Source organism: Mycobacterium sp. NPDC003449, assembly GCF_053588415.1.
Genome location: NZ_JBSFPX010000001.1, coordinates 107,568 through 130,095, shown reverse-complemented (window position 1 = coordinate 130,095; position 22,528 = coordinate 107,568). Strand labels below are relative to the sequence as shown.

Here is a 22,528-nt window from a genome sequence, read left to right as displayed (position 1 = left end):
GACCCGGGTATCCGGTCGCCGTGAGCCATCGCCCACACTGGTGGGTGAGCAGCTGGACAGCGCCGGGAAAGGATGACACCGGGTGGGGTGGCGTAGGTGATGGGAGATCAGACGAAAGCGCCTCGGGTGGGGTGCGTCTACCTGCCGCAGTTCGCGCCCGAGCGGCTGGCTGCCACGGCCAGGGTGGCCGACGATGCGGGCCTCGATGAGCTGTGGCTGTGGGAGGACTGCTTCCTGTCTGCCGGGATCTCGGCGGCGGCGATCGCGCTCTCGCACAGCACCACGTTGTCGGTGGGGATCGGTGTGCTGCCGGTGCCGATGCGAAATCCCGCGTTGACCGCCATGGAGATCGCGACACTGGCCCGCGCGTTCCCCGGACGGGTCCGGGTCGGTGTCGGCCACGGTGTACAGGACTGGATGGGGCAGATCGGCGCACGTGTCGGATCGCCGATGACACTGCTGCGCGAGCACCTGACGTGTATCGGGGCCCTGCTGCGGGGCGAGCGGGTGACGTTGCACGGCCGCTATGTGAATCTCGACGATGTGGCACTCGATTGGCCGCCGAGTCCGGACACCGAATTGCTGGCCGCCGCAACGGGCCCGAAGACGCTGCGGCTGAGCGGGGAACTCGCGTCTGGCACGATTCTCACCCACGACACCACACCGAGTGCGGTGCGGGAGGCGGTCGCGCAGGTGCGGGCCGGCGCCGGACACGCAGAATCGTCGATCGTGACCTACCTGCTGTGCGCGACCGGGCCCGACTCGCGGTCGGCGTTGGCCGCCGAGTACCGGCGGTTGGGCGGCGCGGAATCGTCCGATATCGGCGTGCACGGCAGCGCCGAGGAGATCGCCGCGGGCGCCCGCCGTTGGGTCGACGCGGGTGCCACCACGGTCGTGCTGCAGCCGACCATCGACACCGACATCGAACAGTTCGTGGCGTTCGTGGGGGAGCGGGTCAGGCCCGCCCTGCAGGGCTGACCGGCGCCCCGCGAATTGTGGCGGTACGCTTCAGAACTGGTGTTCGCCGCCGTCGATGTCGAGGTTCACGCCGTAGATGAAGCTGCTTTCGGATGAGGCCAGGAACGCTACAGCGGCCGCCACCTCCTCGGGCCGTCCGAGGCGGCCGATCGGAACCCCCTTGGCGAGTTCGGCTTTGAACGCCGCGGCCTTCTCCGAGCCGATTGCTGTGTCCACCCCGGGTGTGTCGATTGCTCCCGGTGAGATCGTGTTGACGCGTACGCCACGGTCTTTCAGTTCGTTGGCCCAGGTGCGGGCGAGCGAGCGGACCGCGGCCTTCGACGCCGAGTACAGACCGAAGTTCTCCAGTCCGTCGTCGGCCCGGATGGAGGAGTTGATGACGACCGATGCGCCCTCGGTCAGCAGCGGCACAGCCTTCTGGACGGTGAGCCATGTCCCGCGTACGTTGACGCCGAAGTTCTGCTCGTAGTCCTCCTCGGTGGCGTCCGCGAGTGGTGCGAAGGCGGCCAGGCCGGCGTTCGCGAACAGGACATCGAGGCCCTTCCCGCGGTCTCGGACCGCGTCGTAGAGCCGGTCCAGGTCGGCGGATTCGGCGATGTCGCCTACCACCGCCGTCGCTGCGGGCCCGATCGATGCGACAGCGGCCTCCAGTTCGGCCTTGCGTCTGCCGGTGATGAAGACATGCGCGCCTTCGGATGCCAGGCGGTGGGCGGCCGCGCGCCCGATCCCGGTACTGCCTCCCGTGACGACGGCGGTCTTACCCTCCAGCGTGCCCATCGGAACTCCTTCTGATTTCGGTATCGATCGGTACAGAAAGACCGTAGCACTTCGGTATCGATTGGTGCAGAAGGGTAGGATGCTGCGCATATGGCGACAGACCAGACGGCATCGATCGGCAGGCCCAGGGGCTTCGACGCGGACGAAGCTCTGGAGCGGGCCATGCTGGTGTTCTGGGAGATGGGCTACGAAGGGGCCACACTGGCCGAACTGACCGGGGCCATGGGCATCACCCGAACCAGCATGTACGCCGCCTTCGGGAACAAGGAGCAGTTGTTTCACCAGGCGCTGCAGCGCTATGTCGATGGTCCGGCCGGCTACCTGGCCCGGGCGCTGGAGATGCCGACGGCCCGCCAGGTCGCCGCGACGTTCCTCACGGGTTCGGTGCTCGCCACGACCCGTCCCGGCAGCCCCGCGGGATGCCTTGCGGTACAAGGTTCGCTGGCCGCGGGGGAGGCCGGCCGGCCGGCGCGGGACGCCCTGGTGACCTGCCGTGAGCAGACCTGGTCGCGCCTGCGTGACCGCTTCCGACGCTCCGTCGAGGAGGGGGATCTGACACCGGATGTCGACCCTGGGCTACTCGCGCGTTACCTCCTCACGATGGCGAACGGGATCGCCGTTCAGGCCGCAGGCGGGGTCGGCGCCGAAGAACTGCGGCGAGTGACCGAAGGGGCCCTGCGGCACTGGCCGCCGTTCTGACGACGGGCCGGGCGGAGCGGCCGAGTCAGGGCACGGTGGCGGCGGCCGCATACATCTGCAGCCGGACGTTGCGCGCGGCCGTCATGTGGTTTTCGGCAATCCGGCCTGCCTCCTCACGGTCGCCCGTCCGAATCGCGTCCATCAACTTCTCGTGTTCCTTGAGGACTTCACCCCACCGGTTCTGGTAGGTCAGCGTCGTCTCCCGGTAGCGAATGAGGTGGGCATGAAGCCGCATCAGCAGGTCGATCAAGGTCGCGTTATGGCTCATCGCCCAGATCACCTCGTGGAACTGGCGATTGGCCGTCGCCAGCCGCTCCGGATCGTCCTCGCGGGCGGCCTTCATCGAAGCATGTACCTGCTCCATCCGGAGAAGATCCAGGTCGGTCCGCCGTTCGGCGGCCGCCCTCGCGGCGGCGCACTCCAGGATGATTCGCACCTCGTAGATCTCCAGGATCTCCTCCGGACTGCGGGCCCGCACCTGCATACCGCGGGCGCCGCGCTCCACCAGCCCGTCCTGCTCGAGTCGCCGCAAGGCTTCGCGCACGGGCGTGCGGCTGACGTCGTACTTCGCTGCAAGGGACAACTCGGTCAGTGCGGTACCGGCCGCAAGCGTGCCGTCCACGACCGCTTCTCGTAGTTGTTCGTAGACGTCCACCCCTTTAACCTCTCCGCTGAACAATTGAATCCACGTGTATACCATACCGTGCCGCGGTCTTCACTGCGCGATCGGCGTCGGTGACGGGTGCGGATCCAGCAACTGCATGCAATGCTATACAACACCATGCAGTCACCGAGGAGGTAGCCATGCCCGCGAGACCACTCATCGATGTCGGCACCCGATACACGTCATGACGGCCCCCGAGGTGACCGACCACGCTGTCGCAACCGGGCCACTGCACGGCGTTCGCGTGCTCGACGCGGGTTTTGTCTACGCCGCTCCAATCGCCGCGATGCTGTTGGGCGACTACGGGGCCGAGGTGATCAAGATCGAATGTCCCACCGGCGACCCGGCGCGTAGCCACGGCTGGCAGAAGAACGGGCATGGACTGTGGTGGAAAGTCATCGCGCGCAACAAGAAAACGGTCACCCTCGATTTCCGGACCGACCGGGGGCGTGAGCTGTTGTGCGCCATGATCGCGGGAGCCGATGTCTTGTTGGAGAACTTTCGCCCAGGGGTGATGGAGCAGTGGGGGCTGGGCCCAGACGTATTGCATGACATCAACCCCGGGTTGATCATCCTGCGCGTCACCGGTTTTGGCCAGACCGGACCGTACGCCACCCGGCGCGCATTCGGCACGCTGGCCGAGGCGATGAGCGGATTCGCGCATCAGACGGGTCAGGAAGACGGCCCGCCGACCCTGCCGCCATTCGGTCTCGCCGACGGCATCGCCGGAATCACCGGTGCCTACGCGGTGAGTCTGGCGCTCTATCACCGAGATGCCCGCGGTGGCCGCGGCCAGGTCATCGACCTGTCGTTGTTGGAGCCGTTGATGGGGGTTCTCGGGCCGGCGCCGACCGTGTTCGACCAGCTCAAGGTCGTCCCTGGCCGGCACGGTAATCGGTCGCCGAACAATGCGCCCCGCAACGCGTACCGCACCGTCGACGACAGATGGGTTGCCGTCTCCGCGAGTGCCACCTCCGTGGCGAAGCGGGTCATGACACTTGTCGGGCATCCCGAGATCACCTCCGAGCCATGGTTCCCGGCGGCCGGTGAGCGCGCCAAACGCGCCGAGCTACTCGACGAATACGTCGCCACCTGGATCGGTGCCCGGAGCCTCGACGAGGTGATTGCGGCGTTCACCGGTGTGGGCGCGGCGATCGCACCCGTCTACGACGTCGCGCAACTGCTGGCCGATCCGCACATCGTGGCGCGGGAGTCGGTTGTCACCTGTGAGGACGAGGACCTCGGCCCGGTCCGGATGCAGAACATCTTCTTCAGGATGTCGGCGACGCCAGGGTCGGTCCGTTCCACCGGCCGCCGGTTGGGGCAGGACAACGAGACGGTGTACCGGGACCTGGCCGGCCTGAGTTGTGAGGACCTGACCGCGCTTCGGCAGCAGGGCGTGATCTGAGATGGACCGCAGCTACCTCTTCGTGCCGGGCCATCGGAAGACGCTGATGGAAAAGGCATTACGGGCAGGTGCGGATGCCGTAATCGTCGATCTCGAGGATGCGGTGCCGGGCCCGCAGAAGCCCGTCGCACGCGCCCTGGCTGCGCAGATGTGCGCCGGCGCGCCGCTGTGGGTGCGCATCAACGCGGTCGGCACCGAGGACTGGGTCGCCGACCTGGATGCGGTCGCCGGTTTGGCCGTTGGTATCCGGATTCCGAAGGTGGAGACACCCGAGCAGGTCGAGGCGGTCGCGCAGCGCTGCCCGGACACCCCACTCATCTGCGCGATCGAGACGGCCAGAGGACTGCTCGCCGCCGTCGAGATCGCCGCGGTGCCGCAGTGTGGCCATCTGGCGATGGGTGGTCTCGATTTGCGCCATGACCTCGGCACCGGCCCCGGCGCCGAGCCCATGCTCTATGCCCGCAGCCACCTGGTGGCGGCCGCACGGGCGGCGGGAATCGGCGCACCTATCGACTCGGTCTTCGCCGACCTGGATGATGCCGAGGGCCTGCGAAACGCGGCTCTGCACGCGAAATCTCTTGGCTTCTCGGGCAAATCTGCCATCTCACCGCGACAGCTGGACATCATCCACGAGGTCTTCTCACCGTCACCAGGCGAGGTGGAATGGGCGCGGCGCGTCATGGATGCCTTCACCGACCGTGGCGGGGAGGCTTCGCGACTCGAAACCGGCGAGTTCATCGATGTACCGGTTGCCAAGCGCGCCGCCGGCATCCTGACGCGGGCCGCCGATATCTCCCGCCGGGCGAAATAGCGGGATGGGGGCAACGCTTCCTCAGTTTGTTCCGTCGTTCCGGTCCGCGTCGAGGTCCGCACGCCGCCGCACGGAATCACGTCGACGTGGGACCGGCGCCAGCGGCGAATGTGAAATTGGTTACTCGAAACCCTTGACCCACACATCTGTATACGTTTGTATTCGTATGGGAGATGTTGTGCACAGTCCCGTTCGAAGCTCCACTCACGGCGGGGTGTAGCACCCCCGCATCCCATGGGACGGACCGTCCCCGACAGGAGGCGCTGATGAGGAACGTTCGCAAATTGGTGGGCAGGGCGCCGCTCGTCAGCCTCCTGATCATCGCCACCCTGGCCGCCGGATGCGGCGGCAACGATTCCTCGGCGGCCGACAACAACACCGTCCGTCTGGTGGTGAGCGAGGGGAACAGTCTCCCATTCATCGCCGCCGAAGCGGCCGAATCCCTTGGTGTGTGGAACGAGGAGGGGATCAAGGTCGAGATCGTCGACGCGACGTCGTCAACCGTCGCTGCGGCGATGGCGAGCCGCAACGCCGACATCAGCCTGCAAGCCGGGGTGCGGGCGGTGGGAGACATCGCTGCGGGACTGGAGGCCACGCTGGTGGCCGGGTGCGTACTCCCTTGGGACCAGTACATTTTGGCCGCGCCGGCCAGCGCAGCCAACTCGGCGGCCGACCTCAAGGGGTCGCGCTTCGGTATCAGTGGGTTCGGATCGGCCGGCCATTTCGCCACCATCAAGATCGCGGAAACGTTGGGGTGGAGCAGCTCCGACTATGAGATCGTCCAACTCGGCAGCCTCGACGGCATGATCGCCGCGCTCAAATCGGACCGGATCGACGCCTTCATCTGGAGCATCGAGCCCGTGCTGACCGCGGTCAAAGGGGGCTATGGCAAGGATCTCGGCAGTGTCGCGGACTTGGTCGGCCCCAACGCCTTCGAAGCGTTCTCGGTGCGTGACGAATTCATGAACGACAATCTGGACCTGACCAACAAGTTCTTCGACGGCTACTTCAAGGCCGTGGCGAAGTTGAAGGCCGATCCGGCGTGGGCGGAGAAGTTCGTCATCGACGACTGGAAGAAGGAGCCCAGCGTCGCAAAGGAAGCCGTCGACAAGCTGCTCCCTCTGCTCTCCGATGACGGGACCATCCCTGACGAGAACATCAAGGGACTGAGTGCCGCGGTCGCGGCCAGCGACGAGGCGCTGGCCGACTACGACGTCGCCGAGCACTACACCTACTGGAAGGACATGTCTTGATGCCTGCCGGCGGGGTGGCGCGGCGGTGGCGATCGGTCCCGGTCGGTCGGGCCGCACTTGTCCTCCGGACGCTGATCCTGGTCGGGTTGGTGGCACTGTGGGCGGCGGCCGTGCAATGGCGTTGGGTGGACCCGCATTTCGTGCCGTCGCCGTGGTCGGTGGTCACCGCGGCCGTCGATCTCCTGCAGGATCCGACGGCGCTTGAGGCATTCCGCCGCACCGGCGCGTCGATCGTGGCGGCGTTCGCGATCGGCTGCAGCACGGGAATCATCGCCGCCTGCGTGATCGCGGCCTCACCGCTGGTGCGGGAGGCGCTCAGCGCGCCGCTGGCATTCGTGCTCTCCACCCCGAAGTCGATCTTTCTTCCGGTGTTCACCCTGATCTTCGGGCTGGGTGGGGCGTCCGCGGCCGCGTTCGGTGCGTTCGAGAGCTTCTTCTATGTGGTCATCAACGTCCTCGGCGGGCTGGGACTGGTCGAGCAGCGCCACCTCCGGGTGGCGCAAGCCTTCGGGGCCAAACGCAGGCACCGATACGCGGACGTGATCCTGCCGTCGGCGTTGCCCGGAATCTTCGCGGCGTTGTGGTACGGCATCAAGCATGCGTTCCTCGGCGTCATGATCGCCCAACTCTGGGCGTCCGACGGCGGTATCGGCCCCCTGATGCGGACCTACTCCTCGGCGCTGCGCACCGACTACGTGATGGCCATCGTTTTGTTGATCACCCTCGTTGCGGTCGTCGCCGGTATCGCCTGGTCGGCCGCAGAACAGCGCCTCAGCCGTTGGCGCGGCGCCGGGCTCGGATCGATAGTGGCCACCGCTCCCGCCTGACGCCGATCGGCCCACCCGACACCGACTTTCCTAAGGAGCATCACCAGTGGCACTCGAGATCCGAAGTCTGGCCGTCAGCTATGCGAGCACCAAGGGTGCGGCGAACGCACCGGCGATCACCGACATCGACGCCAAAGTCGAGGAGGGCGAGTTCATCTCGATCATCGGCCCCAGCGGCTGCGGCAAGTCGACGCTGCTGCACTGTATCGGCGGCATGCTGACGCCGTCGCGTGGTGAGGTCACCGTCGCCGGCGAGCGGATCACCGGACCGGATCCGAGCCGGGCGGCCTTCGTCTTCCAGGACTACAGCCTGTTCCCGTGGCGCACCGCACTGGACAATGCGGCCACGGGGCTCCGGTTCGCCGGCCAGTCCAAGACCGACCGGCGCGCGGCGGCGATGAAGCAGCTCGAACTCGTCGGGCTGGCCGACCGGGCCGATGCCTATCCGTCCGAGCTCTCCGGCGGTATGCAGCAACGCGTCGCAGTCGCGAGGGCATTGGCCATGAACCCCGACATCCTGCTGCTCGACGAGCCGTTCGGGGCCCTCGACGAGCAGTCGCGGCGCCGGATCGGCGTCGAGATGTCGCGCGTGCTCACCGAAACCGGCAAGACCGTGATCATGGTGACCCACAGTCTCGACGAGGCCATCTTCTGGGCCGACCGAATCCTCGTCATGTCCGCCGGGCCGGGACGCATCGTCGAGGATCTGCGGGTCGACGAACCCCGGCCCCGCAGCCTGGAGTTCATGACCAGCTCGGGATTCGACCTGCTGCGCAACCATATCTTCCGGCGGTTGGAGGGACAGTCGGAAAGCCTGGCGCGCAAGGCGGTGCGGTGACCATGCGGACCCGGCTCGCCGTCTGGGGAATACGTCTCGCCATCGTGGCCGCGCTGTTCGGCTACTGGATCTACATGACCGGTCCCGGCCAGATCTCCCCGCTGCTGCTGCCCAAACTCAGGTTGGTCCGCGATCAACTGGGTGAGATCCTGACCTCATCGGAACTGTGGCGCGATGTGGGGATCACGGCCGTCGAGTTCGTGGTCGCATTCCTGATCGCATGCCTGGTCGGGGTGGGAATAGGCTTCGCGTGCAGCCGATCCGAGCTGCGGTATCGGGTCACCGAACCGTTGGTGGCGTGGGGCTACATGGTGCCCCTTGTACTGTTCTACCCGCTGTTCATCGTCTGGTTCGACATCGGCATGACCTCGAAGATCGCCTACGGGGCGCTGTCCGGTTTCTTTCCGGTGGCGTTCAACTCGCTGCGCGGATTCCGCGCCGTCGACCCCCGCTATCTGCGGGTCGCCCAGGCCTTCGGGGCGTCGGCCGGTCAGTCGGATCGCCAGGTGAAGCTGCCCGCGGCCATGCCGATGGTGATGAGCGGGATCCGGATCGGTGGGGCGCTGTGCATGATCACCGTGATCCTGGCCGAAATGCTTGCCTCCACACAGGGGTTGGGCTACGAGCTGGCCAGGGCTTCGCAGACCCTCAAGGTTCCCAGCGTGTACGCGCACATCGTCGTCCTGCTGGGATTCGTCGCGCTCGTGCAGATCCTGATCAACCGGCTCGGCAAGACCCGCTTCTCCTAGCGGTCCCGGGCGGATCTCGACCGACTAGATGAGGAAGGTGTTGCGGTGAGGTCGACGACTGTCGAATATTTCAGCGGTGAGGAGCGCGTGCGAGCGTGCTGGCACACCCCGGACACGGAGGGTCCCTATCGCGCGATCATCCAGGGCCCCGGCTGGTACGGGCTCAAGGACGCCAAGGCCTATGAGCGCTACCACTGCGGTTTCACCGGCGCCGGCCTCGCGGTACTGTCCATCGACTACCGGGGATTCGGTGAGTCCGAAGGGGAGCGCGGCATCGTCGACCCGAACCGGCAGCTGGAGGATCTGATCAACGGGGTCACCTATCTGACCACCCGGAACGACGTGGTTGACGGGGCTATCGGCGCGTACGCGACGGGTGGCACCGGGGGCGGCAATGTGGTGCTGCTGGCCGCCGCGGATCCCCGGGTCCGGGCCGTGATCAGCCAGGTTCCGGTGGCCGATGGCCGGGATTGGTTGCACCGCATGCGCACCGAATGGGAGTGGATCGAGTACCAGCGGCAATTGGCCGAGGACCGCCGTGCCAGGGTGCTGACCGGCAAGAGCAAACTCGTGCACCCGCGTGAGGAGATCATGGTGCAGACGCCGGAACGGCGCGCCTCGGGCTTCAAAAGCGATGTCGACGACAAGAATCCGACCGCGGTGCCGCTGTCGATGGTCGACCCGTTGTTGCGGTACCGGCCGGTGGATGCCGCCAGGGGGCTGCGTACACCGCTGCTCGTGATCGCCGTCGATGAGGATGCCACCACCCCGACCGATCACGCCGAGGCCATCTATGCGGCCGCGGTGGGCCCGAAAAAGTTGATCCTGCAGCGCAACAGCAGCCACTACGCCGCCTATGCCGCGTATGCCGATCGTGTCATCCCCGAGATGACGGCCTGGTTCGACGAACACCTCAGGCCCACAGGTGATGTCACCGTTACCGATGATGCCCGGACGGCAACCTCGGCACCGAGAAATCTAGGGGAGTAATGCGTACCGGACTTCTGCTGCCGCACTTCGGTATTCATGCCGACGCCACCCGGGTCATCGAGGGTTCGCAACTCGCCGAGCGGCTGGGATTCGACTCGGTGTGGGTGCGCGATCACCTGTTGTTCGCGCCGCACGGCGAGTTCGAACAGCCAGATGAGACGTTCTTCGAGGCCCTCACCGTGCTGACGGCGGTGGGTGCGGCCACGACGCGACTCACACTCGGCACCGGATCGTTGATTCCGTTCCGTCATCCGCTCATCACCGCCCAGATGCTCTCGACGATGACGCAGTTTCTGGGCCCCCGGTTGGTGATTGGCATGGGCAGTGGCAACTTCGACCACGAGTTCGCCGCGATCGGCCTCGGTGGGGTGCCGAGGCCGGAACTGGTCGTCGACAATATCGAGATCCTGCGTCGGATCTGGGCCGGCGAGACGGTGTCATGGCACGATCGGCCGTTCGACTTCGAGGACGCCAGGATCCGACCGCTGCCGACCGGTCGGATACCGCTGTGGTACTGCGGCAATACGCCGCGGTCGGCCCGCATCGCCGGGGAGCATGCCGACGGCTGGATGCCCGGACGGATCGGCATCGACACGTTGCGGGTGCGGGTCGACACCCTCGCCAAGGTGTCCGCCGATTACGGCAGGCCGCAGCCGAACGTCGGGATCATTCCGCCCACCGCGATCGGGAAGTCCCGCGCGGAGGCGCTGGCCAAGGTCAACGTCGAGGGTCTGCTGGCCTGGGCCAACAATGCGAAGTTTTGGGTGAAACCGGCCTCGGGCCGGTTCGAGACGGCCGACGATCTCAGGGGCGCACTGGTTTACGGCTCCGCCGACGAGGTGGTCGAGCAATGCCGTGAGCTTGGGGAGGCCGGGGTCAACGATCTGATCTTCGACTTCCGGCTGTCGTTCGACCAGTGGGAGGAGCAGATCGCGTTCGTCGGGGAAGAAGTCCTGCCCCGGCTGCGCTGACGGCCGGTGACGGCGCGGGCCGCTACCGGGCTGCGCCGTCACCGCCGAGAGCCGCCGGGTCGGCGCGCTCGGCGCGACCCCGCTGGATCAGGTCCCACACCCGTTCCGGTGTCAGCGGCAGCCGATCCGGCCAGATCCCGGTCGCCTGTTGCACGGCGGCGGCGACGGCCCCGCCGATCGGGATCCGCGCGCCCTCACCGACGCCTTTCGCGCCGTAGGGGCCGGTGCCGTCCCTGCGCTCGCACAGGACGGAGTCGAAACGTCTGGGCGCATCGTCGATGTGCGGGATCCGATACTCGACCAGGTTGGGGTTGCGGATCTGCTCGCCCTCGTAGATGAGCTCCTCGGTGAGCGCACCCCCGATGCCCTGGGTGGCCGCGCCCAGGTCCTGGCCCTCGACGCCGACCGGATTGATGGCGAACCCGACGTCGGCGACGGTCACCAGTTGATCCACCTTCGTCACACCGGTGTCCGGGTCGATGTCCACCGTCACCCCGGCCATGCCGATCTCCCAGAACGACGGCTGCTGGTCCAGCTCGTCGGCGCGGCGGACCACGCCGTGGCCGGTGATCTCGCCACCGCCGCCGCCGTACCACTTCTTGACGATGGGTCCGTAGTGTTCGCCGCGGCCGTCGTCGTGCACGATCATGTCGCCGACCCGCCGTACCTCGCCGGGGGTGCATTCCCACAGGTCCGCGGCCATCGAAAACAGCTGGCGGATCAGATCGGCGCACGCCCGCTGAACCGCGAGGCCGGTCAGCGTCGTGGTGCGGCTTCCCCCCGTGGTGCGTTCGAACGAGGTTCCCGCCGAATCCGATTGAAAGACACGCACCAGATCCAGGTCCAGACCCAGCTCCTCGGCGGCGATCTGGGTGAGCACCGACTTGCTGCCCTGGCCCATCTCGGTCGACCCGCTCAGCAGCAGTGCCGAGCCGTCCGGGGAGAGTTTGACCTGGGCAGTGGAAGTCGGATAGGAGCCGCCTTCGTTGGCGCCGCAGCCGAATCCGGCTCCCTGCAGCATCCCGGCGTGCGGTTCGATGTGGATCAGCGCGGTGAGTTCGGCGAAGTCGGCATCGAGGTCGGCATCCATCGGCCGCCTGCCCTTGATGAATACCTCGCCGCGTCGCACCAGGTTTCGGGAGCGAATCTCGTCACGCCCGATGCCGAGTCGATCGGCGGCCTGGTCCATATTGGTCTCGGCGGCCAGGTTCACCTGATAGGCGCCCAGCGCGCGGTACGAGGACGCCGGGGTGGTGTTGGTGTACACCAGCCTGCCCCGCACCCGAAGCGCCGGAATCGCGTAGGGGCCGAAGCAGCGGTTCACCGCCTTGGCCAGCACGGTCGAACTGTTGTCGATGTAGGCGCCGGTGTCCAGGACGATGTCGATATCCCGGGCGAGCAGTTTGCCGTCCGCGTCGAATGCACTGCGCACGAGCGTCGTCGCGGCGTCCGATCTGGTGGTGTAGATCGATTCCTCGACGCTCAGGTCGAGCTTGACCGCCCGCCCGGTCAGCCATGCGCCGACCGCGACCAGCGGTTCGATCTTGGTGTACGACTTCGATCCGTACCCGCCTCCGATATAGGGGACGGTCATCCGCACCCGGCTCTGCGGCAGGTCGAACGTGCGGGCCAGGTCCTTGATCACCATGAACGGGTGCTGGGCCGGGCTGACCACCTCGAGCACACCGTCGGCGAAGCGTGCGCTCGCGTTGTACGGCTCCATCGCATAGGCATACAGCGACGGGTGGAAGGTCCTGGTCTCCACCACGCAGTGCGCGGCCTCGAACGCCGAATCGACGTCTCCCCAGCCCTGGGTGAGCGTGTTGGCGACATTGGGATCATCGGCCGACCGGGTGACCTTGACCGAGCTGACCGAATCGCCCGAGTAGGACTGCTCGTGCAGCACCGGCGCGCCGGGTTCCAAGGCCGCCTGCGCGTCGAGCGCGGCCGGAAGTTCGTCGTACTCGACCTCGACGAGCCGGGCTGCATCGTGGGCGATGTGCCGGCTCGTGGCGATCACCAGCGCGACGGGTTCGCCGTAGTAACGCACCTTGTCCAGGGCCAGGATCTGATGATCGGGAACCATATGTCCGAAATACGGGTACAGGCCGTCGATATCGTTGCCGGTGATCACCGAGACACATCCGGGCACGCCCACCGCATCCTCGGCGTTCACCTTCACGATTCGCGCATGGGCGCTGTCGGATCGAACCACGGCCGCGTGCAGGGTGTCGGGCAGCCCGGTGTCGATGGCGTAGCGGGCTTCACCGGTCACCTTGGCCCGCGCATCGACCCGGTCCACCGGGTGTCCGACGATCCGGTAGGGATCGCCGTTCGCGTCGACGTGCGGGGTGTCCCGAAGGTGCCGGGGCGCAGGCCGGTGCGTGCCCGCGATCCGGTGCGCGGCCTGCTGAACAGCCTCGACGATCGGCAGGTAGCCGGTGCATCGGCACAGGTTGCCCTCGAGCGCGTGCTCGATCTCTTCCCTTGTGGGGTCGGCGTTCTCGGCGAGCAACGCCTTGGTCGCCATGATGAATCCCGGCGTGCAGTACCCGCACTGCAGTGCCGTGCAGTCGATGAACGCCTCTTGGACCGGGTCGAGGCTGTCGCCGCCACCGGCAAGGCCTTCGACCGTCGAGATGGCCGTTCGGTCAGCATCGACGGCCAGCATCGTGCAGGCACTGACCGGACGGCCGTCGGCGAGTACCGTGCACGCGCCACAGACCTGGGTCTCGCAGCTCACCTTGGTACCCTTCAAACCCTGTCGCTCGCGCAGAAACTCGGCCAGGGTCAACCGATTCGGCACGGATTCGTCGACCCTGCGGCCGTTGACGATCGTGACAATCCCTGACTCATGCATCGATCGTCTCCTTCATCCTCGCGACCGCCCTGCTGATGAACACCCCGGCCAGGTGCCGCTTGTATTCCTCGGATCCGTTCAGATCCGGGAGGACGTCCAGGCCGGGAAGAATCGCACCGAGGTCGACGTCATCGATCGACGCAGCGTTGAAGGGCTGCGGCCGTTCGCCCACCGCGCCGACCACGATCCGCACCGGCTCCGGTGGGTGGGCCCGGTCGGCGACCACACCGATGCAGACCGTCGGATACTCGGCCGGTTGGTGGCGGAGGTAGACGTGGTGTTGCTCGGCGATGGGAATGTGGATCGCTTCGAGCAGTTCGTCCTCGGAACGGTCGGTCTCCATGGCACCGAGCACAAAATCCTCGATCGGCAGCGTCCGCCACCCGGCGGTGGAGCGCAGGGTTACCTCGGCGCGCAGCGCGAACAATGAGGTGGTGACGTCCGACCTCGGATCGGCGAAGCAGATGTTCCCGCCGATGCTGCCGGTCGCGCGCACCCTGGCGTTGCCCAGCAATGAGCAGGCCGTCGCCAGCATGGCGGCGTGGCGCCGCACCTCGGCAGAGCCGGCGACGTCGCGGTGCCGGGTGGTCGCGCCAATCGTCAACCGGGTGGATGAGGTGGTCACGCCGCTGAGCTGTGCTACTCGCTTGAGGTCGACCAGATGTTCCGGCGAGAGCACACCCAGGTGCATCGCCGCCACGAGTTCGGTGCCGCCGGCGTAGGCGGTGCCTCCCTCGGCGAGGTGACCGAGCGCTTCGTCGAGCGTCCCTGGTCGCGAAAGTGCAAAGTCGGGAATCACTTCGGGCTCCTCATCTGAGTTGAGCGCCACCGCCCACCGCCGCCGAATATTGATTGACAGTCGGTGCTGCATTCGCAGGTAATCGTTGCATCCTAACGCATACAATCGTGTACGGACGGTGCGATACCCGAAACTGTCCGGCCGGATGTGGCCGCGAGAACCTGCCCGCAGGCGAGTTCGGCGAGTTGGGGCGATACCTCACCCGACTCTTGACGTACACCAATGTATGCAGCAGTATATCGCTTCATACCGTTGCCTTCACGGAGGAGGCTCATATGTTCAGCCGCGCGCCGGGCCGATCGGAAATGCCCGAACGGCCTCTCAGGACCGCAAGGCAATCCGTTGGCGTAGTTGCTTGTTCACCCGGGTGGATCGGGTGACCACCCTCGAAGCCCCGCCCCGAGCCGTCGAACCGCCGACTCCCGCGCCGGACAAGCGCAGGTTCCGGTTGAGCCGCAATTCGCTCATCCTGGTTCTGCTCATCGTCGCCATCGGCTATTTCACCATCGGCCCGATCCTCTACCTGGTGAACGGCACCTTCAATGGAGACAGCGGGTTCACCCTGGAGTTCCTGCGCTCGGCCTACCTGTCTCCCGGTATCGGTGACATCATCTGGACAACGGTCGGATACGCAGTCGGCTCAGCCATTTTCGCGGTCGTCCTCGGAGCCACCCTGGCGTTCGTGGTGGCCAGGACCGATGCCCCGGCCAAGAGCCTGATGATCGCGTCGTCGCTGGTGCCGCTGATCATCCCCGGTGTGTTGCACACGATCGCCTGGCTACTGCTGGCGAGTCCGCAGATCGGGGCGATCAACAGCATTCCGGGGGTCCACGTCAACATCTTCAGCATCTGGGGCATGATGTTCGTCCAGGGGCTGCACACCGCGCCACTGGTATTCCTGCTGACGCTGACCGCTTTTCGCGGAATGGATCCCAGCCTCGAGGAAGCGTCGCTGGCCGCGGGCTCGAGCGTGCCGCGGATGCTGTGGAAGGTGACGCTCCCGCTGGCCCGCCCGGCCCTACTGGGTTCGCTGATCATCGCCATCGTCACCGGTCTGGAATCCTTCGAGGTGCCGGTGCTGCTGGGCAGTTACGAGGGCAACCGGGTCATCACCAGCGAGATCTGGGACGCCCTCAACGGTTATCCGACCCGCTACGGTGAAGCGGGTGCCTACGCCCTTGGCCTGCTCCTGCTCACCGTGCTCGGCGTCTACTACTACTCGCGCGTGCTGGGCAGCGGGAAGCGCTATGCCACGGTGACCGGAAAAGGCTTCCGCCCGCGCACGATCCGGCTCGGCGGGTACCGGTGGGTGGCCGCGGGAACCGTCGCGCTGTACTTCCTGGTGGCGATCATCCTGCCGATCCTCATTCTGGTCTACGCCTCGACCCAACGAATCTATTCGAGCCCGAGCCTGTCGACGCTGAGTCACCTGACCGTGCAGAATTACGTGGCCATCATCAACAATCCCGATACCCTCACCTCGCTGCAGAACTCGCTGATCCTCGCGGTCGGCTCGGCGACCACCGTGATCCTGGTGATGGGCTTCGCCGCCTGGTTCATGGCGCGCAGTCAGATCTCGGGGCGGTGGATTCTGGACTGGGTGGCATCGGCACCGATCGCCATCCCGAGCGTCGTGATCGGTGTCGCGCTGCTGTTCGTCTACCTGCGGGCGCCGATTCCGGTCTACGGCACGCTGTGGATCCTGTTCATCGCCTACGTCACTCGATACATGCCCTACGGCATGCGGTACGCGTCGAGCGCCATGGCACAGATCAGCGTGGAACTGGACGAGGCGTCCGAGGTCAGTGGCGCATCGCTGGCCCGCACGTTGCGCAGGGTGGTGTTTCCGTTGATGGCGCCCGGGCTGATGGCCGGCTGGATCTACATCTTCATCGTCTCGATTCGCGAACTCGCGAGTTCCTTGCTGCTCTACTCCCCGGGCAATCAGGTGCTGTCGATTCTGATCTGGGAGCAGTACCAGAACGGTTCGATCGGCGGGCTCTCCGCGGTCGGCACCATGCTCATCGCGGTGCTCGTCGTCTTCGTGACGATCATGCTCGCAGTGTCGCGCCGGTCCGGATCGGTCGATCTGGGTGGGCGTCTCTGACCCGAGATGCCTTCGCAGTCCAGCACACAGGTCGAAAGGTGGTTCATTGTGGCCGACGAACGAGAACCCGAGTACGGCTCGGATGTGATGGCGGATGCGCTCAACGCCATGGGGTACCGATACGTCAGTCTCAACCCGGGGGCATCCTTCCGCGGACTGCACGACTCGTTGGTGAACTACAGCGGTAACCGGCCCGAGCTGATCCAGTGCCTGCACGAGAACGTGGCCGTCGGCATCGCCCACGGATACGCCAAGGCCAGCGGCGAACCGATGGCGGTGGTATTACACAACGTGGTCGGGCTCCTGCACGGCGTGATGGCGATCTACTACGCCTACATCGACCGGGTACCGATGATGATTCTCGGCGGAGCCGGGCCGATGGCTCTGGAGAAGCGGCGCGCCAACATCGACTGGATTCACAGCGCCAACGTTCAGGGCAATGCCGTGCGGGAGTACACGAAATGGGATGACCAGCCCGCCTCGATAGCTTCGGTCGCGCCGACGATTGCTCGCGGGCACCGGGTTTCGATGCTGCAACCGCAAGGCCCGGTCTACATCGCGCTGGACGGCGGACTGCAGGAACAGAAACTCACCGAGCCGGTCACCTACCCGAACTTCGACCGGTTCGCCGTCCCGTCGAGCTTCGGTGCCGACGATGCCGCGCTGGTGGAACTGGCCGGGATGCTGATGGACGCCGAGCGGCCGGTCCTGATCCCGGGCTATACGGGCCGCGACCCGGCATCATTCGGGGTGCTGGTGGAACTCGCCGAGTTGGCCGGCGCCGGTGTGATCGATGCGCACCATCGGCTGAACTTCCCGAATCAGCACCCCCTCAACGTCGAGGGCACCCCGGCCCTGTCGGATGCCGACTTGGTGTTGTTCCTCGACGTCAAGGACATGGAGCGGCCCACCAAAACGACCGACTACACGACCAGGGAGATCACCTCACACCTGGCGCCCGGAGCCAAGGTGGCCGACCTCGGCTACAACGACATGGCCATCTCGTCGTGGACGCACGACTTCGCCTCCCTGGAGGAGGTCGACTTCCAGGTGACCGCCGACACCGCAGTGGCCCTGCCCCGGCTGCTGGAGCTGTGCCGGGACCGGGCGGCCGCCGAATCGCCGCAGCAGCAGGCGGCACGGGCCGAGCAGAAGGCACGGCTGACCAAGATGCACGACGATGCCAGGGCGCACTGGCGCAAGCAGGCGCAGCGGGTCTGGAACGACTCGCCGGTGTCCACGGCGCGACTGGCCGCCGAGGTCTGGGAGGCGGTCCGCGAGCACGACTGGGTGCTTGCCCCCGGAACCGCGAGCGACTGGGCTTACCGCCTATGGGATTTCGACCTGCCGTACCGGCATGTGGGAAAGACGCTGGGGACCGGGACCCAGATCTCGATCGCCATCGGCACCGCGCTGGCGCACCGGGATGCCGGCCGGCTGGTCGTGGATCTGCAGCCGGACGGGGATCTGCTGTTCGATCCCCAGGCACTATGGACGGCGGCGTATCACGAAATCCCGCTGCTGGTCGTGATGTTCAACAACCGCGCGTACTACAACGACTGGTTGCATCAGGAACGGATGGCCAAGGTGCGCGGAACTCCGATCGAAAATGCGTATCTGGGCATGGAACTGGATAATCCCGCGCCCGATTTCGCGGGTATCGCGAAGTCTTTCGGCTGGTACGCGGAAGGGCCGATAACCGACCCCGACGCGATCGGCGCTGCAGTACGTCGCGCGATCGATGTCGTGCGCAATCAGCGCAAACCGGCCCTGGTGGACGTCGTCTGCCAACACCAGTAAGCGAATGACATACCGAAAGGTGAATTGCTGTGAGCACTGTGGGAGTCATCGGCGTCGGCCGGATGGGCACGCCGATCATGGGGCATCTGGTCCGGCACGGTCACGAGGTGCGCGCGTTCGACGTCAGCGTGGATCGCCGCAAAGCCATTGCGGAGGCGGGTGCCCGCTGGTGCGGCGACGTGGGGGAGCTGGCCCGGGAGTCCGAGTTCATCCTGGTCTGCGTCGGCTATGACCGCGATGTCACCGACCTGACCACCCGCGATGGTGGGCTGCTGGAGTCGGCGAAGCAGGGGTCGGTGATCGCCATCGTGAGCACGGTGTTGCCGGAGACCGTCGAGGCCCTTGCCGAACTGGGGCAGGAGAGGGAGATCAGCGTCGTCGACGCCGCGGTCTGCCGGGGCAGCTGGTTTGCCGACGAGGGCACGCTGTTGTCGTTCATCGGCGGCAGCGACGAGGCGTTCACCCGATTGAAAGACGTTGTCAGCGCGTACTCCTCGGATGTCGTGCACTCTGGTGTCGTCGGAACTTCGCAGGTGTGCAAGGCGGCCAACAATCTGGTGCTGTGGGCATGCCTGATCGCCGACCACGAGGCGTTCGCGCTGGCCGATCGCTACGACGTCGATGTCGAGGCGCTTCGTCAGGCCCTGCTGATGTCCAGCGCCACCAACGGTGCGCTGACTCTGTGGGGCAAGCAGACCATGGCCTGGGCCGAGGACGACATGGTCATCGTCGGCGCGATGGCGAACCGGAAGGGCATCGGGTTACCGCAGGCCGGCCTGAACCGGGAGATCTGTCGCTCGTTGCTGCCCCGCCGCTACGACCTCACCCGGTACGGTGTCTGACCGCGCGGAACGTCCGAACGGGCAACGCCCGATTCGGTCGAACAGCTTTCTGACCGAACAGGACCGGGCGGTGTTCGCGGCCGGCGGATACGGAGTCCGGGCGCCGCTGGGGGAGCGGCCCGCGCTGTTGGTCGTCGACGTCACGTATGGGTTCTGCGGGGACCGTCCGGAGCCGATCCTGACCTCCATCCAACGCTGGCGAAGTTCCTGCGGATCGGCCGCCTGGGACGCGCTGCCCCATATCGAGCTGCTGCTGAGCCGTGCGCGCCGAGTGGACATCCCGGTGTTCTACACCCGCGGGGCGCCGCGGCGCGCGGACGGGTCCGATCGCGGCCGTTGGGCGGACAAGAACGCCAGACAGGGCACCGACACGGCGCGGGCGGACGAGATCCTTGCCGAGATCTCACCGCAGGAGCGTGATCTCGTGATCGAGAAGCGCAAGCCCAGTGCGTTCTTCGGTACGGCATTGGTCAGCCACCTGATTGCCCGCGGGGTCGACACGTTGATCGTCTGCGGCACCACCACCAGCGGATGTGTGCGCGCGACGGTGATCGATGCCTTCTCCTATGACTACCGGGTGGTAGTGGCCGAGGAGGCGACCTTCGACCGTGGTGAGGCGTCGCATGCGATGGCGCTGTTCGACATGGATATGAAGTACGCCAATGTGACTCCGGTCGACGAGGTGGCCGGTTATCTGGGCGGTCTGCCGGACGGTCATCGCGGGGCCGACGCCCGCGCGGCGAAATGAGCTGTCGCAGCTGGCCATAATGGTCCGCAGACATTCAACGTGTGCAATTGTATGCAACACAATGGTGCAGTATCCGCCGAAAGGAGCAAATGATGCCAGGTCTACGGAGAGGCGGTCGGGTACGTGTCGTCGCTGCTCTTCTCGCCTGCGGTGCCGTCGCGCTCGCAGCGTGTGGCAGCCCGCCGACGGTGAGCGGTGGAGGCGAGCAGACCACGGCCGGCGACAGCAAACTCCAAGAGGTGTACGACGGCCTTGCCGGCGTGGATGATCTGGCCGCCCGGCGTCAGAAGCTGACCGAGCTTGCGAAACAGGAAGGTGGCGTCGTCACCTGGTACACGGCGTTCAACGCCGATGACGTCACCGCGATCGTCGACGACTTCAAGAAGAAGACCGGGATCACGATCAACGTGTACCGGGCCGGGTCGGCGACCGTGCGGCAGCGTAGCGAGCAGGAGGCCTCCGGCGGCGGCATCCGCGCCGACGTGCTGTCCGCGACCGGGAGCGACCCGGGGATCCTGGCCCAGGAAGGCCACTACGCCGAGCTGAAATCGCCTGTTCTGGACCAGTTGATTCCGCAGGCGGTGTTCCCGACCTGGTTCGGCGATCAGGTCTATCCCTTCGTCGTGGCCTGGAACAGCGGTGCCTACCCCGCCGGCTCGGTGCCCAAGGACTATCAGGACCTGCTGACCAACTACACCGACGGGATGGCGATCGAGCAGACCGATGCGGACTGGCTGTACGGGATGGTTGCGCTGCTGCAGAAGCAGAACGGAATGACCGAGGACGATGCGCTGCGACTTGTCGGTGACGCGGTGAAGCGCTCGACACCGTTCGACGGCCACACCTCGATGACCGAGTTGATCGCGGCCGGGCAGTTCAAGATCTCGCCGGACAACTACCATTACCGGGTCCTGAAGACGATCGAAGACGGCGGGAAGATGGACTGGAGCCCGAAGGTCGGTCCGGTCATCTCCGAGTTCGGCGGCACCGGAATCGCGACCGGCGCTGGGCATCCCGCGGCCGGGCTGTTACTCGCCGAGTATCTGATGATCGACAACCAGCAGGGGCAGTGGGCGACATCGCAGCGTACCTCGACGCTGAAGGACGCCAAGATAGGGTTGGCGGCGGATCCGGATGCGGAGATCTTCTACATCGACTACGGCGGCCTGATCCCGAACATTACCCACTACCAGAAGCTGTTCGCCGACATGCTCGCCGCGACCGGCAAGAAGGCCCGCTCGTAGGGCTGGCAGCCACCGCCAATCGCACACCAAAAAGAAGGAGTGGCCATGCTGGACATCCGGTCACTGGTCAAGACATATGAGCCGACAAAGGCGCAGCGGTTCGGCAGGGTGAGGGCCGTGGACGACGTGACCCTGCATGTGGACGAGGGCGATTTCTTCACCCTGCTCGGCCCGTCCGGCTGCGGGAAGACCACGCTGCTGCGCAGCGTGAGCGGTCTCGAGGATCCCGATTCGGGTTCTATCGTCGTCAACGAGTCCACCCTGTTCTCGTCGGACCGCAAGATCAATGTGCAGGCCAACCGGCGGGGGCTGGGCATGGTGTTCCAGTCCTACGCAATCTGGCCGCATATGAACGTCTTTCAGAATGCCGCATACCCGCTGGCGTCGCAGAAGCCGAAGAAGTCCAAAGCGCAGATCAAGGAGGTGGTGGAGCGTACGTTGGCGATATGTGAGCTCGACCATCTGGCGACGCGGATGGCGACCGACCTTTCCGGCGGCCAGCAGCAGCGCCTGGCCCTGGCCAGGGCACTCGGACAGGAGCCGCCGGTGCTACTGCTGGATGAGCCGCTGTCGAATCTGGATGCCAAACTCCGCGTGAGCATGCGGGCCGAATTGCTGCGGCTGCAGCGCGAAATGGGCTTGACGATCCTGTATGTGACCCATGATCAGACCGAGGCGCTGGCGTTGTCGACGTCGCTGGCGGTGTTGCGCGAAGGACGGGTCGAGCAGCTGGGAACACCGCGGGAGATCTACGAACGGCCCCAGACCCGCTTCGTCGCAGACTTTGTCGGTAAGTCCAACTTTCTCGACGCGAAGGTGGTCGAGGTCGCCGATGACGGCAGCTGTGCCGTCGATACCTCCATCGGCCGGGTGCTGGCCCATGCCACCGGGGACGTCGCTGTCGGATCGCGGGCCGAGGTGGTGGTACGGCCGGAACGCCTGGTCATCCATCGGGACGAGGTGGGCGCCGACCATCCGAACCGGGCGGACGGCACCGTGGTCAGTGCCACCTACCTCGGCGAGTCGCTCGACTACCGGATCTCACTCACCGGAGGCGTCGAGGTGGCGGCGACTACGCATCCGTCCGTCGAGACGAGGCCGGGTGATCGTGTGACCGTGGAGTTTCCGGTGTCCGGCTGCTCGATCGTGCCGGCCGAATAACG

At 66.1% G+C, this 22,528-nt stretch carries 20 protein-coding genes; 16 read left to right on the top strand and 4 right to left on the bottom strand.

From position 1 onward, the window contains the following. Positions 1 to 99: 99 nt before the first annotated feature. Positions 100 to 978 carry an LLM class flavin-dependent oxidoreductase gene (locus tag ACWDTP_RS00640; RefSeq protein WP_450015524.1) on the top strand — a complete coding sequence of 293 codons (879 nt, stop codon included), beginning with the start codon at positions 100 to 102 and terminating at the stop codon, positions 976 to 978. Positions 979 to 1,008: 30 nt separating this feature from the next. Here ACWDTP_RS00640 and ACWDTP_RS00635 read toward each other — a convergent pair whose 3' ends face one another. After that, complete coding sequence (locus tag ACWDTP_RS00635; protein ID WP_450015522.1) at positions 1,009 to 1,755, bottom strand: SDR family NAD(P)-dependent oxidoreductase; 747 nt, start codon at positions 1,753 to 1,755, stop codon at positions 1,009 to 1,011. 90 nt (positions 1,756 to 1,845) lie between these two features. Between ACWDTP_RS00635 and ACWDTP_RS00630 the strand changes: the two genes are divergently transcribed. Next, complete coding sequence (locus ACWDTP_RS00630) at positions 1,846 to 2,454, top strand: TetR/AcrR family transcriptional regulator (protein WP_450015520.1); 609 nt, start codon at positions 1,846 to 1,848, stop codon at positions 2,452 to 2,454. A gap of 25 nt (positions 2,455 to 2,479) precedes the next feature. Here ACWDTP_RS00630 and ACWDTP_RS00625 read toward each other — a convergent pair whose 3' ends face one another. Further along, positions 2,480 to 3,109: a GntR family transcriptional regulator gene (locus tag ACWDTP_RS00625; RefSeq protein WP_450015518.1), complete on the bottom strand. Its 630-nt coding sequence runs from the start codon at positions 3,107 to 3,109 to the stop codon at positions 2,480 to 2,482. Positions 3,110 to 3,302: 193 nt separating this feature from the next. On the opposite strand from ACWDTP_RS00625, the gene ACWDTP_RS00620 reads away from it, so the two are divergent. From ACWDTP_RS00620 to ACWDTP_RS00585, 8 genes are all read left to right on the top strand, one after another. Further along, complete coding sequence (locus ACWDTP_RS00620) at positions 3,303 to 4,526, top strand: CaiB/BaiF CoA transferase family protein (protein ID WP_450015516.1); 1,224 nt, start codon at positions 3,303 to 3,305, stop codon at positions 4,524 to 4,526. A 1-nt stretch (position 4,527) separates the two neighbouring features. Next, complete coding sequence (locus tag ACWDTP_RS00615; protein WP_450015514.1) at positions 4,528 to 5,337, top strand: HpcH/HpaI aldolase/citrate lyase family protein; 810 nt, start codon at positions 4,528 to 4,530, stop codon at positions 5,335 to 5,337. Between the two features lie 266 nt (positions 5,338 to 5,603). Further along, complete coding sequence (locus tag ACWDTP_RS00610) at positions 5,604 to 6,590, top strand: ABC transporter substrate-binding protein (RefSeq protein ID WP_450015512.1); 987 nt, start codon at positions 5,604 to 5,606, stop codon at positions 6,588 to 6,590. Beyond that, a complete protein-coding gene (locus tag ACWDTP_RS00605; protein ID WP_450015510.1) occupies positions 6,590 to 7,417 on the top strand; it encodes an ABC transporter permease in 828 nt (275 codons plus the stop codon). The genes ACWDTP_RS00610 and ACWDTP_RS00605 overlap by 1 nt, the downstream gene beginning before the upstream one ends. Positions 7,418 to 7,463: 46 nt before the next feature. Next, complete coding sequence (locus ACWDTP_RS00600; protein ID WP_450015508.1) at positions 7,464 to 8,255, top strand: ABC transporter ATP-binding protein; 792 nt, start codon at positions 7,464 to 7,466, stop codon at positions 8,253 to 8,255. A 2-nt stretch (positions 8,256 to 8,257) separates the two neighbouring features. Continuing rightward, positions 8,258 to 9,004, top strand: a complete 747-nt coding sequence (locus tag ACWDTP_RS00595; protein WP_450015559.1) for an ABC transporter permease — start codon at positions 8,258 to 8,260, stop codon at positions 9,002 to 9,004. A 45-nt stretch (positions 9,005 to 9,049) separates the two neighbouring features. Further along, entirely contained in the window at positions 9,050 to 9,994 is a 945-nt protein-coding gene (locus tag ACWDTP_RS00590; protein ID WP_450015507.1) for an alpha/beta hydrolase, read from the top strand. Further along, on the top strand, positions 9,994 to 10,965 hold the full coding sequence (locus tag ACWDTP_RS00585) for an LLM class flavin-dependent oxidoreductase (RefSeq protein WP_450015505.1): 972 nt from the start codon (positions 9,994 to 9,996) through the stop codon (positions 10,963 to 10,965). Before ACWDTP_RS00590 ends, ACWDTP_RS00585 begins: the two co-directional genes overlap by 1 nt. A 22-nt stretch (positions 10,966 to 10,987) precedes the next feature. On the opposite strand, the gene ACWDTP_RS00580 is transcribed toward ACWDTP_RS00585, so the two are convergent. After that, entirely contained in the window at positions 10,988 to 13,825 is a 2,838-nt protein-coding gene (locus tag ACWDTP_RS00580; protein WP_450015503.1) for a molybdopterin-dependent oxidoreductase, read from the bottom strand. Continuing rightward, positions 13,818 to 14,624 (bottom strand): FAD binding domain-containing protein, encoded by an 807-nt coding sequence (locus ACWDTP_RS00575; protein ID WP_450015501.1) that lies wholly within the window; start codon positions 14,622 to 14,624, stop codon positions 13,818 to 13,820. Before ACWDTP_RS00575 ends, ACWDTP_RS00580 begins: the two co-directional genes overlap by 8 nt. Positions 14,625 to 15,000: 376 nt before the next feature. Here ACWDTP_RS00575 and ACWDTP_RS00570 point away from each other — a divergent pair, with 376 nt between their 5' ends. The 6 genes from ACWDTP_RS00570 to ACWDTP_RS00545 all read left to right on the top strand — a co-directional run bounded on the left by ACWDTP_RS00570 (position 15,001) and on the right by ACWDTP_RS00545 (position 22,526). Then, a complete protein-coding gene (locus ACWDTP_RS00570) occupies positions 15,001 to 16,731 on the top strand; it encodes an ABC transporter permease (protein WP_450015499.1) in 1,731 nt (576 codons plus the stop codon). Positions 16,732 to 16,779: 48 nt separating this feature from the next. Then, entirely contained in the window at positions 16,780 to 18,531 is a 1,752-nt protein-coding gene (locus ACWDTP_RS00565; RefSeq protein ID WP_450015497.1) for a thiamine pyrophosphate-binding protein, read from the top strand. A gap of 29 nt (positions 18,532 to 18,560) precedes the next feature. Further along, positions 18,561 to 19,373 (top strand): NAD(P)-dependent oxidoreductase, encoded by an 813-nt coding sequence (locus ACWDTP_RS00560; protein WP_450015495.1) that lies wholly within the window; start codon positions 18,561 to 18,563, stop codon positions 19,371 to 19,373. Next, positions 19,366 to 20,121: an isochorismatase family protein gene (locus tag ACWDTP_RS00555; protein WP_450015494.1), complete on the top strand. Its 756-nt coding sequence runs from the start codon at positions 19,366 to 19,368 to the stop codon at positions 20,119 to 20,121. The genes ACWDTP_RS00560 and ACWDTP_RS00555 overlap by 8 nt, the downstream gene beginning before the upstream one ends. A gap of 188 nt (positions 20,122 to 20,309) precedes the next feature. After that, positions 20,310 to 21,365, top strand: a complete 1,056-nt coding sequence (locus ACWDTP_RS00550; protein WP_450015492.1) for an ABC transporter substrate-binding protein — start codon at positions 20,310 to 20,312, stop codon at positions 21,363 to 21,365. A gap of 45 nt (positions 21,366 to 21,410) precedes the next feature. Further along, positions 21,411 to 22,526: an ABC transporter ATP-binding protein gene (locus ACWDTP_RS00545; RefSeq protein ID WP_450015490.1), complete on the top strand. Its 1,116-nt coding sequence runs from the start codon at positions 21,411 to 21,413 to the stop codon at positions 22,524 to 22,526. Positions 22,527 to 22,528: the final 2 nt, after the last annotated feature.